Consider the following 16,328-nt stretch of genomic DNA (forward strand, 5'->3'; position numbering starts at 1 on the left):
TTGCTCCGAAATGATTCTTGCTTCAGATTTATTAGTGTATCTCTACCTAAGTAAAGGTCGTAATTGACGGCTAGGTCTTCATTTCCCTAAACGTTTGTTACTACACTTCTGTTTGTCAATATCAATTATCTCAAAGATCTCTTAAAGCCAAACCACCCGCGTCACCGCTAGGCCGTTCGTTTCTTTTGCGAGTGCAAAGGTAGGGAAAAATCACCCAAACTTCCAAATACACACATAAATTCATACGACGACAAGGCGCTTTCCCCACCATTTCGCGCGCGTACATTATATGTACTCACACTAAGAAGTAGGTGAGGTATTTCTTCCTCCCAATACACCTCACTCCACACCTAAGCGGAGGACGGAGCATACACTGCGAGGTCTTCATCCGCCGATCTCTACGGATGAGACTGTTGCCGCGAGCCCTGTACTCTATTTAGAGTGCTAAGGTACCGCGTGCCCAGCTCCCCGATATGCCACTCCGAAGAGACACACAAGCCCTTCGCCTTATCGCGCGTATACCTCTTTTATCCAGCGGAGGGAAAAGCATCGTTCGCGTGAAGGGAAAAGCGCCTTTACGTAGTGCTTTTCCTCTGTCTATGTCCGTAGTCTTAAAGACCAGGCACGTAAATCCAAATATCCACGTACGTAGATATTAGAGCCACGTACGTAATCCAAACTTATTTGCCACTCGTCCGCAACTTTTATCCCTACGTGGAGCAACAACCTAATAGAGGTCACTTCTCAAAGCTATATAGGAATCCAAGCAAAGCTATATAGCTTTCTTCGCCATCCTATATAGGTCGTCATCGCGACCTATATAGCTTCGTCGTCGGACCAATATAGGTCAACCCGACGACCTATATAGGTTCACACCGCCCCCTCATAGCAGATGCACCCACCTTTCGGAGGTCTCCGCACACCCTCTTCTCCACGAAAAGTCCCCACAGAGAAGCAAATACCTATCGGTAGGTATTGCACTGTCAGCCAAAAAGTCGTAACATTGCAGTACCATTTGACAACGCAAGTTGCCCGCTGTTCCTAACCGAAAAACAAAGAGTCATGAGACAGAAGACCCAACCACAGCAGCTACACACGGACTACCCATCCGAATGTACCACCATCATCGTCGGACGCCAGCACACCTCCGACGGCTCTATGATCGTCGCACGTAGCGAGGACTGGAACGCCGTCCTGGCGAAGAACCTTGAGATCTACGAAGACACCGACCATGGTCCCGAGCGCTTCGTTGCTCTCGACAGCCCCTTCCGCTGCGACCTCCCCAAGCGCGCCCTTGGCTACTCCGCCCTTGCCCCCTACCACCTCCACGGTCACTGGGGAAGTGCTGGCTTCAACAGCGTCGGCGTCGGCATGAGTGCTACCGAAAGTATCTTCAGTAGCGACCGCGCCCTCGAAGCCGACCCCCTCGTACCCGACGGCGTCGCTGAGAACTCCGTCTTCAACATCGTCCTGCCCTACATCCACTCCGCTCGCGAAGGTGTCGAACGCCTCGGCTCGCTCATCGAGATGCACGGGGTGGCCGAAGGCTTCGGCGTCGGCTTCGTCGACAGCCACGAGATCTGGTACCTTGAGACCGCCTCGGGACACCGCTGGCTCGCCACCCGCATCCCCGAAGATCAGTACTTCGTCACGGGGAACCAGAGCCGCTTCCGAAAGTACGACCCCAAGGATCACGCGAACTATCTGGCTTCGGACGACCTCATTGAGTTCGCCATCCAGCACGGCTTGTACGATCCCACACGTGGCGAATTTGACTTCCACGAGGCTTATATCCGTGATGTCAAGCTCGACACGACCTACAACTATCCCCGCGTATGGGGCCTGCAGGCACAGCTGAGCCCATCGATCAAGAACGACGTGACGAAGAACACCTTCCCCGTCTTCGCCCAAGCTGCCGAGCCCATCTCCATCAGCCGCCTCAGACAGCTCTTCCGCTTCCACTACGACGGTACGGACCACGACCCCTACCTCCATCAGAACCCCAAGGAGGTCTACCGCCCCGTCTCCATCTTCCGCACCACACAGACCCACCTCCTACAGGTACGCCCCGAGCTTCCTCAGGCTATCGGCTGCGTCAACTATGTGGCGCTTGGGATGGCTGACCTCAGCGTCTTCCTCCCCCTCTACGAAGGCATCCGCTCCTACCCCAAGGCTTACACGAAGGGGACGAACGAGTCTTCACACGAGTCCGCCTACTGGAAGTTCCGCAAGGTCCAGGCGCTCGGTATGGTCGACTACAACCGCTATGCCCCCATCATCAAGAAGGTCTACGCCGACTTCGAAGCTGAGACCGACCAGCGTCAGCGCGAGATGGAAGAGCAGTATCTGGCTATCTACCAGACGCAGCCCTTGCACGCACGCGACCTCCTGCAAGCCTTCTCCGACCACGTCCTTCGCTCAGCCCTCGAGGTCACCGACCAGCTCATCGAGACGCTCTTCACGCACCTGACGATCGACATCCAGGCCGAATACGAGTTCCACGGCGCTTAGTAGCTGAGGCACGATAAGCAAATGAGCCGCCCTCTGCCAGCAGTGCAGAGGGCGGCTCATACCGTTTGTGGGGTAAGGGAATTGGGCTACCAGAGCTCCTCCCAGCGGCGGAAGTGGCCGAGGAGGTAGTGCGGCGTCTTGGGGAGGTGCGTGAAAGGCACGCCCTGGATGCGCCAGTAGTTCTCTTGGTTCGTCGGGGGGACGACGCGGTCATCTTCGCCGATGAAGGCTTTGCTCCACAGGCCGAAGGCTGCAGGCTTAGGCAGTGGGCGGGGCTGATCGCGATCGACGGTGAAGGGGCGGATGAACTCATCATAGAGCGCCTCCGTAGAGCGCTGGCGCACCTCCTCATAGAGGTGGCGGTAGGTCTTACCACCGAGCATGTGTCGGTCGAAGCGCTCACGATTCTCCTCCGTCAGCCCCTCAAGGGTCTTGTGGAAGAAAGCTTCGGGGATACCCACGGCATCATCGACTTGGTAGCCCGTACCAGCAAGCGCCGTACCCGAGACGACACGACTGCGGAGCTCTTCGTGCTTAGCGAAGAAGCGATCGGCTGCCCAGATACCCATCGACCAAGCGACGAGGCGAATCTCCCGATAGGGCGAGAAGTCGAAGTCAAGCGCATCGGTGCGGTAGTCCCAGAGAAGCAGGAGATCCTGCCCCTCGGGGAGGCCGAGGTGCTCTACGGCAATGGGGCTGAGTGCCCAGCCATTGAAGTAGAGGACAAGGCGATCGGTAGGCGCTGAGGCGGGGCGGAAGAGCTGCTCCATCGCTTAGTCTTCGTCTGAGTCGTCGGTCTCGAGCGCCAGCATCTCGTGGTAGTCGCTCCAGTCGGGGTCCTCTTCGCAGTGGATCTCAAGCGGAAGCGTAGGATAAGGCGCGAGGCATTCATTCAGACGCTCGCCGAAGGAAGGGAGGTGGCGTGTGTAGAAGGTCCAGTCCTTCTGCCCACCGCCGGTATAGTTCCCCGTAAGGATGGCGAGCTTATCCTTCTCCATGATGCGGCGGAGCTTGGGCTCGATATCCTCGATGAGGCGTGCGGTCTCTTCGTCGGGCATCCCGTCGGGCTCGGCGGTGTAAGGCCATGCGATATCCACACGCACACGGAGCTTGCCGCTCTCGAAGAACTGAGTGAGGCCCTTGCGGACGGTCAGGAGGACTATCGCCCCACCCTCGGTATGGCTCACGCTGGTGAACCAGTCATCGGTAAGTATCATATATATGTAAGTCGTTTCTTCCCCCAAAGGTACGCAATCTCCGTCCCTTAGCCTCCCCAGCACCATCACTCCACGACGCCCCCTCTCTTCACCACCTAAGCCCCTCCCCGATATGCCTCTCCGAAGTGATACGCAAGCCCTTCACCCTATCGCAAGTATTCCTCTTATCCAGCGAAGGAAAAAGCATCGTTCTCGTGAAGAAAAAGCACCTTCCCGTAGTGGTTTTCCCTTATCTATGTACGTAGTCTTAAAGACCAGGCACGCAAATCCAAATATCCACGTACGGAGATTTATCGTCCACGCACGTAGTCCAAACTTATCTACCACTCGTCCGGAACTTTTATCCCTGCGCGGAGCAACAACCTCATATAGATCACTTCACAAAAGCTATATAGGAATCAAGAGAAAGCTATATAGCTTCGCACCGAAAGCTATATAGGAATCAGGCCAAAGATATATAGCTTTCTTCGCCATACTATATAGCTCTACACGACGCAGCTATTCCACGCCCATTATTTTGTACATTCGTAGCGGAATACCACATCGGTATATGCTGCTGGGAGTGGTATAATCTTCATCCAACGGGTTTGATACTATGGAGAGCGAGCACGAACTTCATCACCTTCTTAGATAGCCCAACTGACATTAAATTTTCTTCCTCTCATGCATCGAACAGTGAAGCGAATACTCTGTGGCATTGGGGTAGCACTTGCCATCCTCGTCATCGCAGCAGGCGGCCTCTATCTCACGGGGTACCTCCAAGTCTACGGGCTCACATCAGGCTACCAGTACTTAGACCGCGAAGAGCGGGCAAGGATCGTCTTCTCAAGGAATAAGCTTCGTAACCTCGACAGAACCCTCGATAGGGTACATCGAGAGGGGAAGATCCTCTGCGTCAATGGCGCCGAACTCCGAGCTGCACTCGCCTCCAAGCCCAAGGCCTTGGTCTACATCTTTACCGACGGCTGCACCTCAAGCGCGTGTCTTCCCCTGAGTACCATAGGGGCGTATGCGCATAAGATCGGTGCAGAGCCCTACTATGTAGCTATTGACCTCACGCCTGGACTTCTGAAGCGCACCGAGCCTATCCTAAGTATCGACTACACGCACTACGGGACGAAGTGGCACGACAGCTTCTACGAAGCCTTCGTCAAGGATCTCACGGGGCGCTCAACCGACGAGGAGCACTTCAACTTAGTTCTCTTCGAGAAGGGGCGCATAGTGAGCATCTTCACTACGGAGAAGCTACTCCAGCAGCCATAGCTCACTGCCGCTATAAGGGCAGTAAGAGTAGCTTCAACAAAGGAGCTATCGCGGGGTACCTCAATAGGGGTACCCCGCGACGCTTCTATGGGGATGAGGGACGATCCTTACCCCACATAGAGCGCCCTAATGGCGCTGGCAGAGGGAAGGCACCGCGAAGGACTTTTAGAAATACGGGGCTTTTTCGGGATAATATTTTAGGATGGGGCGTAGACTTATTAAGATATTGGGGGAAAAGCTATATATTTGCCTCTAACTCAACATAGCAGCATCAATGTATTTCGACGAACTAGATCTTGAGGACGAAGTGCTGGATGGGCTCGAAGCGATGAACTTCTTCGAGACCACACCCGTACAAGAGGCCACCATCCCCCTTCTCCTCGAACGCCGCGACATGATCGCTTGTGCCCAGACAGGCACAGGTAAGACGGCGGCCTATCTCCTACCCATCATCAACCGACTGAGCCGTGGCGAGGGCGACCCTAAGAAGGTCAACGCCGTCATCATGGCTCCGACCCGTGAGCTCGCCATCCAGATCGAGCAGCAGGTCGAGGGCTTTGCCTACTTCCTCCCCGTCTCCTCAGTAGCTATCTACGGCGGTACGGACGGGATCGCCTGGGAGCAGCAGCGCCGTGGTATGGCTCTCGGGGCAGAGATCGTCATCGCCACGCCAGGGCGTCTCCTGGCCCTGATGAACCTCCAGCAGGCAGACCTCTCGGGAGTGACGTACTTCGTGCTCGACGAGGCTGACCGCATGCTCGATATGGGCTTCCAGGAGGACATCATGCAGATCAATAATGCGCTGCCGAAGGACTGCCAGCGCGTGATGTTCTCGGCGACGATGCCACCGAAGATCAAGAAGTTCGCCCGCACGATCCTGCACAATCCTGCCGAGGTCGAGCTGGCTATCTCCCGCCCACCCGAGAGCATCGTGCAGTCCGCCTATGTCTGCTATGAGCGCCAGAAGCTGCCCATCCTGACGCAGCTCTTCCGCGAAACACCCCCTACACGCACGATCATCTTCTCCAGCTCCAAGCTCAAGGTCAAGGAGCTCGCAGCCACGCTCTCCCGCCTGGACATCCGCGTCGAGCAGATGCACTCCGACCTGACGCAGGAGAAGCGCGAAGAGGTCATGAAGAACTTTAAGTCGGGCAATATCGATCTGCTCGTCGCCACCGACGTCGTGGCGCGCGGTATCGATATCGATAACATCCGCATGGTGATCAACTACGACATCCCCCACGACCCCGAGGACTATGTACACCGCATCGGTCGTACTGCCCGTGGTGGCAACGATGAGGGGCTGGCGATCACCTTCGTCAGCGAGAAGGAACAGCCTGGCTTCGGACGCATTGAAGAGTTCCTCGAAAAGGAAATCTATAAGATCCCAGTAGATGAGGCCTTCGGCCCCACACCTGCCTACGACCCCAGCCGTCGCCCCGAGCGCGGTGGCCGCGGTGGCTCTTCTCCCCGTGGGGGGCAAGGCAACAAGGGCGGAGGTCGCGGACGTGGCCGCAGCTCCCAGCAGGGCCAGCGCCCCGAAGGTAAGACCGACACCCCCAAGGGCGAAGGCGCAGCTCAGGGTGCACACAAGAAGAAGCGCCCCAACAACCGCCGCAAGTCTCAGGGATCTACGCCACCTAAAGGCGAAGCCTAAATAGCTCACCTCAGTACCAGACTCCACATGACACCCAAACTACTTGACGACCTCAGCCAGGAGACAAAGAAGGGGCTGCACAAGCTCCGTGTGATCAATTACCTGCTGCGCAACAAGACGGCCACGATGACGGACATAGCCAAGGAGCTATACGTCAGCGTCCCCACAGCTTCTAAGATCCTCCAAGACCTCCAAGACGGAGGCTGCATCCAGAGCCAAGGTAAGCTGGAGATCGGCGTCGGGCGCTTCCCCCTACTCTTCGGGCTCAACCCCGACGGGGGCTACTTCATCGGCGTAGACATCAAGCGCTCAGGTATGCACATCGGCCTGATCAACCTGCAGAGCGAGCTGATATGCGCTGACTATGACCTGCCCTACACGCTCGAGAACACCCCCGAGGCCCTCGAGACGATCTGCCGTGAGATCCGTGGCTTCATCACACGCCACGGCATCCAGCCCAAGGAGATCCTGAACATCAACGTCAACCTCCCTGGGCGCATCAACCCCGTCACGGGGCACAGCTATAGCCTCTTCAACTTCTTCGGCGACCGTCCGCTCTCCGAGATCCTCAGTAGCAAGCTCGCCCTGCGCGTCTCGATCGACAACGACACGCGCGGTATGGCCTTCGGGGAATTCACTGCGGGCTGCACCAAGGATATGGAGGTCAACTCCGTCCTCTACGTGAATATCAGCTGGGGTCTCGGTCTCGGTATCATCCAGGACAAGCAGATCTACTTCGGTAAGTCGGGCTTCTCTGGAGAATTCGGCCATATCTCCGTCTTCGACAACCAGATCCTCTGCCACTGCGGTAAGAAGGGTTGTCTCGAGACCGAGGTCAGCGGTCAGGCTATGTGCCGTAAGATCCAGGAGCGCATCCGCGCTGGTGAGAGCTCCGTCCTCTCGTCCATCGTCCACTCGGGCCGTGAGCTTCGCATGTCTGACCTCATCAGCGCCTGCGCTCAGGAGGATATGCTCTGCCTGCAGGTCCTCAGCGAGCTGGGCCGTGAGCTCGGTAAGCAGGTAGCGAACCTCATCAACGTCTTCAACCCCGAGCTCGTCATCATCGGAGGTAGCCTTGCTGATGCCTCCGGCTACCTCACCCAGCAGGTCGAGGCCTCGGTACGTATCTATTCGATGAGCGTCGTGACGCGCGATACGCAGATCCGCACGGCTACGCTCGGCGACCGCGCAGGGCTCATCGGTGCCTGTATGCTCGCTCGCTCACGCCGCTTCGCAGAGCCCTCGAAGTAAAAGCCGCTCGCACACATACACTACTACAAAAGCGCTCGCCCCAGCGATCCATACGGGATCGCTGGGGCGAGCGCTTTTAGCGTACCTATATTATATAGGAGATGCTACAGGGGGCTATACCTTAGCGGCGGCTGTGCGTGATGAGCTGCATGAATTCCTCACGCGTCTTAGCTTCGCGGAAGGCACCGGTGAAGTCACTGGTCGTGGTGAAGGAATTCTGCTTCTCTACGCCACGCATCTGCATGCACATGTGCTGTGCCTCGATGACGACGATGACGCCGAGGGGATTGAGTGCCTCTTGGATGCAGTCCTTGATCTGCGTCGTCAGACGCTCCTGTACCTGCAGGCGACGAGCGAAGACGTCGACGATGCGGGGGAGCTTTGAGAGGCCCGTGATGTAGCCGTTGGGGATATACCCGATGTGGACCTTACCGAAGAAGGGCAGCATGTGGTGCTCACAGAGCGAGTAGAAGTCGATATCCTTGACGATGACCATCTGGCGATACTCCTCACGGAACATCGCCGAGCGGAGGATCTCCTTCGGGTCTTTGTGCGCACCAGAGGTGAGGAAGCGCATAGCCTTAGCGACGCGCTCGGGTGTCTTCACCAGGCCCTCACGCTCGGGATCTTCGCCCAGCAGGCGGAGGATCTCGTGGTAGTGGTGGCGCAGAGCAGCTTCGGTAGCCTCTTCGCTCTCAGAGACGAAGGTGAGTGTCGAGGGATCGGGGAGGCTATTCTTCTGAGGCATGGGGTTCGGTGTAGTTGAGGATGCGGACCTTCTCACGGACTACATAGGACTCACGGCCCCAAGCGGGCAGAGCGACCATAAGGCGAGCGCGAGCCGAGCGAGCCTCTTCCTGCGAGGTGAAGTTACCGACGGTCAGGCGCCAGAAGGGAGCGCGGAAGGTGATGTAGCTACTGAGCGTGGGGGCGACGCGGCGAATAGCTTCGGCACGAGCATAAGCCTCGCTCTTAGCATTGGGGAGGTTGCTGTTGAAGACCTGGACACGGTAGCCGTAGAGGATGGAGTAGTTGCCATCACGAGCCAGCACCGAGGAGCCACGTGGAGCGGGAGCGCTACCGATGACACCACGGAGGTCGGGGTCTTGGATGATCGTCACGAAGCCCTCACCGGGATTGATCTGCTCGAGGGCTTCGAGGATATTGCGTGGTCTTAGCTTCTCAGGTGCGGTCTGCGCCGAGAGAGTCGCGGCGAAGGTGAGGCACGTGACGAGGAGCGCAAGCGTGAGCTGAATGCGTCTGAGCATAGGAGTTTCGCTGAGGGGTTGGGGAGCGTGTGAGGAAAGGAGTTAGCCACCCCCTCGCAGGGAAGGGGTGGCTAAAGAGGGAGGGAGCGTTAGTTGAACGCTTCGATGATGGGGAGGAACTTCTCTACGCTGAGTGAAGCGCCACCGATGAGACCACCGTCGACGTCGGGCTGAGAGAAGAGTTCCTTAGCGTTAGCAGCATTGCAGCTACCACCGTAGAGGATCGTGCAGTCTTCAGCGACCTGAGCACCGTACTTCTTAGCGATGAGGCTACGGATGTGAGCGTGGATCTCCTGAGCCTGAGCCGAGGAAGCGGTGAGGCCCGTACCGATAGCCCAGACGGGTTCGTAAGCGAGGACGACCTTACCGAAGTCTTCAGCAGAGAGAGAGAATACGGCTTCTTCGAGCTGCTGCTCTACGACTTCGAAGTGCTTGCCAGCTTCGCGCTCTTCCTTGACTTCGCCGATGCAGAAGATAGGAGCGAGGCCTTCAGCGAGAGCCAGACGTACCTTATCCGTGAGGATAGCACCATCTTCGTGGTAGTAAGCACGACGCTCAGAGTGGCCGAGGATGACGTAGCGCGCACCCGTCGAAGCGACCTGTGCAGCAGAGACTTCACCCGTGTAAGCACCTTCAGCCTTGTCAGCGCAGTTCTCAGCAGCGATAGCTACGGGGCTACCTTCAGCTTCCTTAGCGATAGATGCGAGGTGGATGAAGGGGGCACCGATGATGACGTCACAGTGGAGGGACTTGCCAGCGAGGGCAGCCTTGAGTTCGCCGATGAAGGAGATCCCTTCGCTGAGGGTCTTGTTCATCTTCCAGTTACCGGCGACGATATTCTTTCTCATTGTTACTTTGATAAAGAGGATTATTTGGTTAAATGTAAACGCTTCTTGATGTGCAGATGGACGGTGAGGTGGAGCTTTCTCGCCCAAAAGCGGAGGAAGGCTAAGAGCTGCAGTGCAGCCCACGCCCAGAGGAGGTAGGTGCGCGTCGCAGAGGGGCCGTGAGGCTGCATCTGGGGCAGACTACGGAGGTAAGTGCTGACGCCCTCGACGGAGGGGAAGTCAGCGTAGGCGCGCTTATCGATGATCTTACCGTCACGCAGGACGACGAGCCCTGGCTGTGAGCGGATGATGGTACGTATCGGAGTGGCATCGAGCTGGAGCATCGGATAGGAGGCTCCTGTAAGATAACGCCACTGAGCTATCTCTTCGCTCGTCGAGGCGGTGACGCCATAGAAGGGATAGCCTAAGCGGCTGGCCTCTTCGTGGAGTTCGCTGATCTCATCAAGCACGGCTTGGCTCGCCGTACGCCATGAGGGAGAGAGGAGAAGGAGCGTGATCCCCTCGGAGTCGAGGAGCGTCGAGACGGCAGGCTCACCCAGACTATCGATGGGATTGAAGTCGTAGCGAGGCTTATAGCTTGCCAGGTCTGCTGCCTGACGTGCCTCGACAAAGGTCCACGTGCTATCGGGGAGGGCCGAGGCTTCGAAAGCCTTCGTCTTGCCGTCCTTCGAGTAGATGTACTTCGTAGCGCCGAGGAGTACACGCTGCAGAGAGGCTTCTTCCTTTGCGATGGCCTCACGGAGGTTCGTCCCTACGGCATAGGGACGGAAGTCAATGTAAGGCAGGTGACGGTAGTTCTCCGCCATGAAGTAGATGATCCCGACGACAGAGAGCACAGCAGGCACCCAGCGCTCACGGCGCGAATAGAGGTGGCGCAGCGCTCGGGCATCGCGCAGGACGAGGATGGAGAGCGGGAGGAGAACGACGTTCTTGAGGAAGCTCTCCAGGTGGGTCAGCTGGATCGCATCACCGAAGCAACCACAGTCGGAGATGGGGTTAGCGATGAGCGTGTAGAGCGTCACGGCCGTCATCACCAGCATGAAGAGCACGGAGAGACGAGCGCAGAACTTGCGATACACCCCCATAAGCAGGAAAGCCCCGAGCAGGAACTCGGAGCCACACAGCACGAAGGATAGCGCCAGCGTGATGGTCTCGGCGCCCGCTGAAGCAGGGCTGAGAATCGGGGTGAGATACTGCGAGATCTTCAGCGCGGTACCCACGGGATCGACGGCCTTCAGAAGGCCAGAGCCCACGAAGACGAGCCCCACGATGACGCGGGCTACTTCGGCGAGGGTATGACGCACATGGATCACGCTGCGGGGAGGGTAAGCTTGATGAGGCAGAAGATGGCGTAGTTCACCATATCCATATAGTTAGCTTCGACACCCTCCGAGACGAAGGTCTCGCCCTGCAGATCCTCGATCTGCTTGGTGCGATGGATCTTCGAGAGGATGAGGTCGGTCATAGAGGTCACCCGCATATTGCGCCACACCTCACCGTAATCGTGGTTCTTGGCGAGCATGAGCTGCAGGGTCTTCTCTGCACAGCGATCATAAGCCTCGAGGGCCTCCTCCACGCTCATATCTGGGCTGGAGACAGCGCCACGCTCGAGCTGGATCATACCGATGAGCCCGTAGTTGACGATGCCGATGAACTCAGGCTCGATGCCCTCGTCGACGGCAGCATGCCCGCGCATCTGGATACCACGGATGCGCTCAGCCTTGATATAGATCTGATCTGTGAGGGACTCTGGGCGGAGGATACGCCACGCCGCACCGTAGTCGTGGAGCTTCTTCGCGAAGAGCTCCCGACAGGTACGGAGGATGGTACGGCACTCCTGCTCGGTGCTATTGATACGGGCTTCCATAGAGCTACAAAGTTAGTCTACTTTGCCTTATCCACGATTTCGTCGAGCAGAGCGAAGTCAAGGACCTCGGTGATCTCGTCCACATAGTGGAAGTTCAGCCCCTCGAGATAATGCTCGTTGATCTCAAGGATATCCTTCTCGTTCTCACGGCAGAGGATGATATCCGTGATGCCTGAGCGCTTAGCAGCGAGGATCTTCTCCTTGATACCACCGACGGGCAGGACCTTACCACGCAGGGTGATCTCCCCGGTCATCGCCAGGTGGGCACGCACACGGCGGCGGGTCATAGCGGAGACAAGCGAGGTGACCATCGTGATACCTGCGCTGGGGCCATCCTTGGGAATAGCGCCCTCGGGTACGTGGATGTGGATCTCTTGATCCTTGAGCGCCTCGAGGTCGACGCCGAGCTGGGTAGCGTGAGCGCGGATATAGCTGAGGGCAATGGTAGCGGACTCCTTCATCACATCACCGAGGCTACCGGTGAGGATGAGCTTACCCGACTGCCCTGGCTGAAGGCTGCTCTCGACGAAGAGGATCTCCCCACCGACGCTGGTCCAGGCCAGACCGACGACGACACCTGCGTGCTCGTTGCCCTGATACTTGTCGCGCGAATAGACGGTCTTGCCGAGGTACTCACGTACGAGCTCGGGGGTGATGGACTCGGGGAGCTGCTCCTCGGCTGCGGTAGCCCAAGCGAGCTTACGCATGACAGCAGCGATCTGCTTCGTCAGGGAGCGCACGCCGCTCTCACGAGTGTACTCCTCGATGATGAGATCGAGAGCACCGGGGGCGAAGTGGATATCCTCCACCTTGAGCCCGTGCTCCTTGGCTTCCTTGGGTACGAGGTGCTGCTCGGCGATCTTCAGCTTCTCCTCTGCGATGTAGCCCGTGACTTCGATGAGCTCCATACGGTCACGCAGGGCGGAGGGGATGGCAGAGATATTATTCGCCGTAGCGATGAAGAGGACCTTCGAGAGGTCGTAGTCGATGTCGAGATAGTTATCGTGGAAGGCGGTATTCTGCTCGGGGTCGAGGACTTCCAAGAGAGCCGATGCGGGGTCGCCCTTGTGGTCGTCAGCGAGCTTGTCGATCTCGTCGAGGACGAAGACGGGGTTCGACGTGCCAGCCTTCTGCAGGCTCTGTATGATACGCCCGCTCATCGCACCGATGTAGGTACGACGGTGACCGCGGATCTCAGCCTCATCATGCACCCCACCGAGGGAGATACGCACGTACTTACGTCCGAGGCTCTCTGCGATGCTACGCCCGAGGGAGGTCTTACCTACCCCTGGAGGGCCATAGAGGCAGAGGATGGGGGACTTCATATCGCCCTTGAGCTTCAGTACCGCCAGGTGCTCGAGGATACGCTCCTTGACGCGGTCGAGGCCATAGTGCTCGCGGTCAAGGATCTCCTTCGCGCCCTTGAGGTCGAAGTTATCCTGACTGAAGACACCCCAAGGCAGCTCGAGGATCGTGCGCAGATACTGCATCTGGATCGAGAAGTCGGGGCTCTGCGGATTGAGGCGCTCGGCCTTGCGAAGCTCCTTCTCATAGATCTCAGCGACGGCTTCGCTCCAGAGCTTTTCCTTGCCCTTCTTGCGAAGCTCTTCGATCTCGTCATCGGCGCTGGGGCCAGTGCCGAGCTCCTCCTGGATGGTACGCATCTGCTGCTGGAGGAAGTACTCACGCTGCTGCTGATCCATCTCACGGCGCGTGCGGTTGAGGATCTCCTCACGCAGCGAGGACTCGGAGATCTGGTCATGCAGACGACCGAGCACATAGACCGCACGGTCGTAGATACTATCCATCTCGAGGAGCTTCTGACGATCCTCCATGCTGAGCTGGAGGAGTGAGCCTGCCAGATGAACGATATAAGCGCGATTCTTCAGCCCACGGATCGTGTCGCGGAAGCCATTGGGTGCATTCGGCGCCAGACGATCCAAGAGCCCTAAGAGGCGCTCATGAATGAGCTCCACCGTCACCTTGTACTCCTCTTCCTTATCCGCTGCGGGGAGGCTATCCTCGAGCAGGTGGACACGCCCCATGAGATAGGGATCGTCCATGGTCAGGTGCTGGAGACTGAAGCGCTGACGACCACGAAGGATGGCAGAGAGCTCACCCGTGGGCAGCTCGACGATCTGGGAGACCTCGACGATAGTACCTACCGTGAAGAGGTCGCTGAGCTGGGGATCCTCGACATTGGCGTCACGCTGGGTGACGACACCGAAGCAGCGCTCACGTATCTCTGACTGTCGGATGACCTGCATCGACTTCCTGCGGCCCACGAGGATGGGCACCACCGTACCAGGTAAGATGGACATATTGCGCAGGGCAATGAGGGGGAACTCCTTGGCCTGCTCCTCGGGCTTAAGTGCGAAGGTCTCATCCTCCTCGTAGGTACCCAATATGGGCAGGGACAGTGCTTGCAGTTCTTCGGGTGACATTTCGTCAGATTTATTTTGTTTGCTCATTCTATGTGTAGAGGTATGGAGGCGGTCGTCGGGGCATATTCCCCTACCGCCTATATCTAAATTACAGCTACTACTCGGCCCGTAGCTCTGCGGTGTGTAGCCCGATAGCAGCCACCCCACTGAGGGGGATGGTATCCAGCGGACGCACCTCCAGAGAGAAGAGGCCAGTGTAAGGAGCTTGCAAAGGGCGTGCCAAAGGCAGGACGAACTCGTGGTACAGCGCCCCTGGGCGCTTCCAATCTCCAGCCGTCGCAGCGAAGTCTACCTGCAGTGTGTCGCGTCGCAGGATCGTCTCATCCTGTCGGAGCCTTACCTCCATACGCGCTCGAGGGCGGTCGAGACGGCTATCCATACGCAGGACGATCTCACCAGTGAAGGTCGTCGTGCGATCGGGGAAGAGGAGATCAAAGCTATAGGTCGTGCGGGGCTTCCACACGCCACCAGCGGGCTGCTCGAAGGCATAGTAATCCCTCGCTCCACCCGTCTCCTGCTGACACCCCACGAGGGGGAGTAGGAGGGAGAGGCCGAGGAGTGCACGCCGTAGTGGACGCCCTATATAATAATGTAGTGAAGGGGTGCGCATCTATCCCTTGTCTTCGGCTGAGGTCTCGGGACGTGGACGGCGGATACGTTGCTGCCCACCCTCACCTGTGGACTCCGTGCGAGGAGTGCGAGGGCTACGGAACTGCCGTACCTGTGGACGCTCTCCGCTATTACCCCTACCCGCCTCATCACTGGGGCGAGCCGAGCGCTCACGGCGAGCGCCTTGGTCACCGCTACGACGGCCACCACGAGAGTCGCCACCACGGCGACCACCACGGCGCTCTCTGTCGAAGCGCGTCAGACTGTTGTCGGCAAGGATATCGCTGGAGCGCGAGGAGCGACGCTCTTCGCCTGCATCGGCCTCGAGGTGCTCGGGGCGCTCGCCACGGCGGTTGAGGCTGATGACCTCAAAGGCGCGCTCGGCGGAGATCGTCACCAGACGTACCGGCGCATTGCGCACCGTGCTATAGGTGACCTGACGCTGGAAGTGGTCGGTCTTGAAGTGATAGTAGCTGTCGGAGCTGGTCTCGAGGACGACCTCACGGTCGGGCAGGCTGCGCTGAGCTTCGGCATAGGCATTGACCTCGAAGTTCATACAGCATTTGATCTTCCCACACTGCCCCGTGAGCTTCTGCGGATTCATCGTGATATCCTGTACACGGGCAGCCCCCGTACTCACCGAGGAGAAGGTCGTCATCCACGAGGAGCAGCAGAGCTGACGGCCACAGGGGCCGATACCCCCGATGCGACCAGCCTCTTGGCGAGCGCCGATCTGCTTCATCTCGATGCGTACGTGGAAGGTATCTGCGAGCACACGGATGAGCTGGCGGAAGTCCACACGCCCGTCAGCGATGTAGTAGAAGATCGCCTTGTTGCCATCGCCCTGATATTCGACGTCCCCGATCTTCATATCGAGGCCCAGCGAAGAGGCGATCTGTCGAGCCTGGATCATCGTCGGCTCTTCACGGCGCTTGGCTTCCTCCCAGCGCTCGAGGTCACCAGGGCGGGCGACGCGGTAGACGTGGAGGAACTCACCCTTGTCGGGGCGATAGCGATGGTTCTTCATCGCCAGCTCAGCGAGCTTACCAGTGAGGGTCACCTCGCCGATGTCGTGACCCGTCGTCGATTCGACGGCGACGATATCGCCTTTATAGAGGTCGATTCGCTCAGTATTGAGATAGTAGCCCTTGCGGGTATTCTTGAATTGCACTTCGACCAAGTCGGAGCTCTGCAGTGACTCGGGGATATCGTTCAGCCAGTCATAGGAGCTCATCTGGTTCCTGTCACAGCCTTCACAGCCTCCGGGGGTCATCGCACAGCAGCCGAGATTGGCCGTTGTGGTCTTATAGTCCATTGATTATCGTTTCGCTTGCGGGGGAGCAAGGCCACGCTTTGACATCTGCTCTCCCTATATATATATAATGTATCGGAG

14 protein-coding genes are annotated in these 16,328 nt (G+C 58.0%); 4 read left to right on the forward strand and 10 right to left on the reverse strand.

Translation table 11 applies throughout. The features are described from left to right. The first annotated feature begins 1,062 nt into the window (after window positions 1-1,062). Window positions 1,063-2,511, forward strand: coding sequence for a C69 family dipeptidase (locus tag IEX77_RS03555; RefSeq protein ID WP_188807762.1), 1,449 nt, complete (start codon window positions 1,063-1,065; stop codon window positions 2,509-2,511). Between the two features lie 86 nt (window positions 2,512-2,597). On the opposite strand, the gene IEX77_RS03560 is transcribed toward IEX77_RS03555, so the two are convergent. Together IEX77_RS03560 and IEX77_RS03565 are read right to left on the reverse strand one after the other, a co-directional pair. Next, window positions 2,598-3,281, reverse strand: coding sequence for a pimeloyl-ACP methyl esterase BioG family protein (locus tag IEX77_RS03560; RefSeq protein ID WP_188807763.1), 684 nt, complete (start codon window positions 3,279-3,281; stop codon window positions 2,598-2,600). 3 nt (window positions 3,282-3,284) lie between these two features. After that, complete coding sequence (locus tag IEX77_RS03565; RefSeq protein WP_188807764.1) at window positions 3,285-3,728, reverse strand: DUF695 domain-containing protein; 444 nt, start codon at window positions 3,726-3,728, stop codon at window positions 3,285-3,287. 675 nt (window positions 3,729-4,403) lie between these two features. Here IEX77_RS03565 and IEX77_RS03570 point away from each other — a divergent pair. From IEX77_RS03570 to IEX77_RS03580, 3 genes are all read left to right on the forward strand, one after another. Continuing rightward, window positions 4,404-4,991: a hypothetical protein gene (locus IEX77_RS03570; protein WP_188807765.1), complete on the forward strand. Its 588-nt coding sequence runs from the start codon at window positions 4,404-4,406 to the stop codon at window positions 4,989-4,991. A 274-nt stretch (window positions 4,992-5,265) separates the two neighbouring features. Further along, on the forward strand, window positions 5,266-6,648 hold the full coding sequence (locus tag IEX77_RS03575) for a DEAD/DEAH box helicase (protein ID WP_188807766.1): 1,383 nt from the start codon (window positions 5,266-5,268) through the stop codon (window positions 6,646-6,648). 27 nt (window positions 6,649-6,675) lie between these two features. Further along, complete coding sequence (locus IEX77_RS03580; RefSeq protein WP_009433728.1) at window positions 6,676-7,899, forward strand: ROK family transcriptional regulator; 1,224 nt, start codon at window positions 6,676-6,678, stop codon at window positions 7,897-7,899. Between the two features lie 121 nt (window positions 7,900-8,020). Here the strand turns inward: IEX77_RS03580 and folE are convergent, their stop codons facing one another. From folE to IEX77_RS03620, 8 genes are all read right to left on the reverse strand, one after another. Next, the gene (gene folE, locus IEX77_RS03585) at window positions 8,021-8,647 is read right to left on the reverse strand and encodes a GTP cyclohydrolase I FolE (protein ID WP_009432600.1); all 627 of its coding nucleotides are present in this window, start codon (window positions 8,645-8,647) and stop codon (window positions 8,021-8,023) included. Further along, entirely contained in the window at window positions 8,631-9,167 is a 537-nt protein-coding gene (locus IEX77_RS03590; RefSeq protein ID WP_009432617.1) for an SPOR domain-containing protein, read from the reverse strand. Before IEX77_RS03590 ends, folE begins: the two co-directional genes overlap by 17 nt. Window positions 9,168-9,256: 89 nt before the next feature. Beyond that, the gene (gene tpiA / locus IEX77_RS03595; RefSeq protein WP_188807767.1) at window positions 9,257-10,015 is read right to left on the reverse strand and encodes a triose-phosphate isomerase; all 759 of its coding nucleotides are present in this window, start codon (window positions 10,013-10,015) and stop codon (window positions 9,257-9,259) included. A 20-nt stretch (window positions 10,016-10,035) separates the two neighbouring features. After that, entirely contained in the window at window positions 10,036-11,319 is a 1,284-nt protein-coding gene (locus tag IEX77_RS03600; protein WP_188807768.1) for a BT_3928 family protein, read from the reverse strand. Between the two features lie 5 nt (window positions 11,320-11,324). Then, window positions 11,325-11,882, reverse strand: coding sequence for a DUF1599 domain-containing protein (locus tag IEX77_RS03605; RefSeq protein ID WP_188807769.1), 558 nt, complete (start codon window positions 11,880-11,882; stop codon window positions 11,325-11,327). 17 nt (window positions 11,883-11,899) lie between these two features. Beyond that, complete coding sequence (lon, locus tag IEX77_RS03610; protein WP_188807770.1) at window positions 11,900-14,353, reverse strand: endopeptidase La; 2,454 nt, start codon at window positions 14,351-14,353, stop codon at window positions 11,900-11,902. Between the two features lie 70 nt (window positions 14,354-14,423). Then, window positions 14,424-14,936, reverse strand: coding sequence for a hypothetical protein (locus tag IEX77_RS03615; protein ID WP_188807771.1), 513 nt, complete (start codon window positions 14,934-14,936; stop codon window positions 14,424-14,426). After that, window positions 14,937-16,250, reverse strand: a complete 1,314-nt coding sequence (locus tag IEX77_RS03620; RefSeq protein ID WP_229770786.1) for a PSP1 domain-containing protein — start codon at window positions 16,248-16,250, stop codon at window positions 14,937-14,939. Window positions 16,251-16,328: the final 78 nt, after the last annotated feature.

This window comes from Porphyromonas pasteri (assembly GCF_014647755.1).
In the GTDB taxonomy this organism is placed as follows: Bacteria; Bacteroidota; Bacteroidia; order Bacteroidales; family Porphyromonadaceae; genus Porphyromonas; species Porphyromonas pasteri.

Bases quoted from the DNA above. Each gene is read 5' to 3' on its own strand.
- IEX77_RS03555 (WP_188807762.1), top strand. From the start codon at position 1,063: ATGAGACAGAAGACCCAACCACAGCAGCTACACACGGACTACCCATCC.
- IEX77_RS03560 (WP_188807763.1), bottom strand. From the start codon at position 3,281: ATGGAGCAGCTCTTCCGCCCCGCCTCAGCGCCTACCGATCGCCTTGTC.
- IEX77_RS03565 (WP_188807764.1), bottom strand. From the start codon at position 3,728: ATGATACTTACCGATGACTGGTTCACCAGCGTGAGCCATACCGAGGGT.
- IEX77_RS03575 (WP_188807766.1), top strand. From the start codon at position 5,266: ATGTATTTCGACGAACTAGATCTTGAGGACGAAGTGCTGGATGGGCTC.
- IEX77_RS03580 (WP_009433728.1), top strand. From the start codon at position 6,676: ATGACACCCAAACTACTTGACGACCTCAGCCAGGAGACAAAGAAGGGG.
- folE (WP_009432600.1), bottom strand. From the start codon at position 8,647: ATGCCTCAGAAGAATAGCCTCCCCGATCCCTCGACACTCACCTTCGTC.
- IEX77_RS03590 (WP_009432617.1), bottom strand. From the start codon at position 9,167: ATGCTCAGACGCATTCAGCTCACGCTTGCGCTCCTCGTCACGTGCCTC.
- tpiA (WP_188807767.1), bottom strand. From the start codon at position 10,015: ATGAGAAAGAATATCGTCGCCGGTAACTGGAAGATGAACAAGACCCTC.
- IEX77_RS03605 (WP_188807769.1), bottom strand. From the start codon at position 11,882: ATGGAAGCCCGTATCAATAGCACCGAGCAGGAGTGCCGTACCATCCTC.
- lon (WP_188807770.1), bottom strand. From the start codon at position 14,353: ATGAGCAAACAAAATAAATCTGACGAAATGTCACCCGAAGAACTGCAA.
- IEX77_RS03615 (WP_188807771.1), bottom strand. From the start codon at position 14,936: ATGCGCACCCCTTCACTACATTATTATATAGGGCGTCCACTACGGCGT.
- IEX77_RS03620 (WP_229770786.1), bottom strand. From the start codon at position 16,250: ATGGACTATAAGACCACAACGGCCAATCTCGGCTGCTGTGCGATGACC.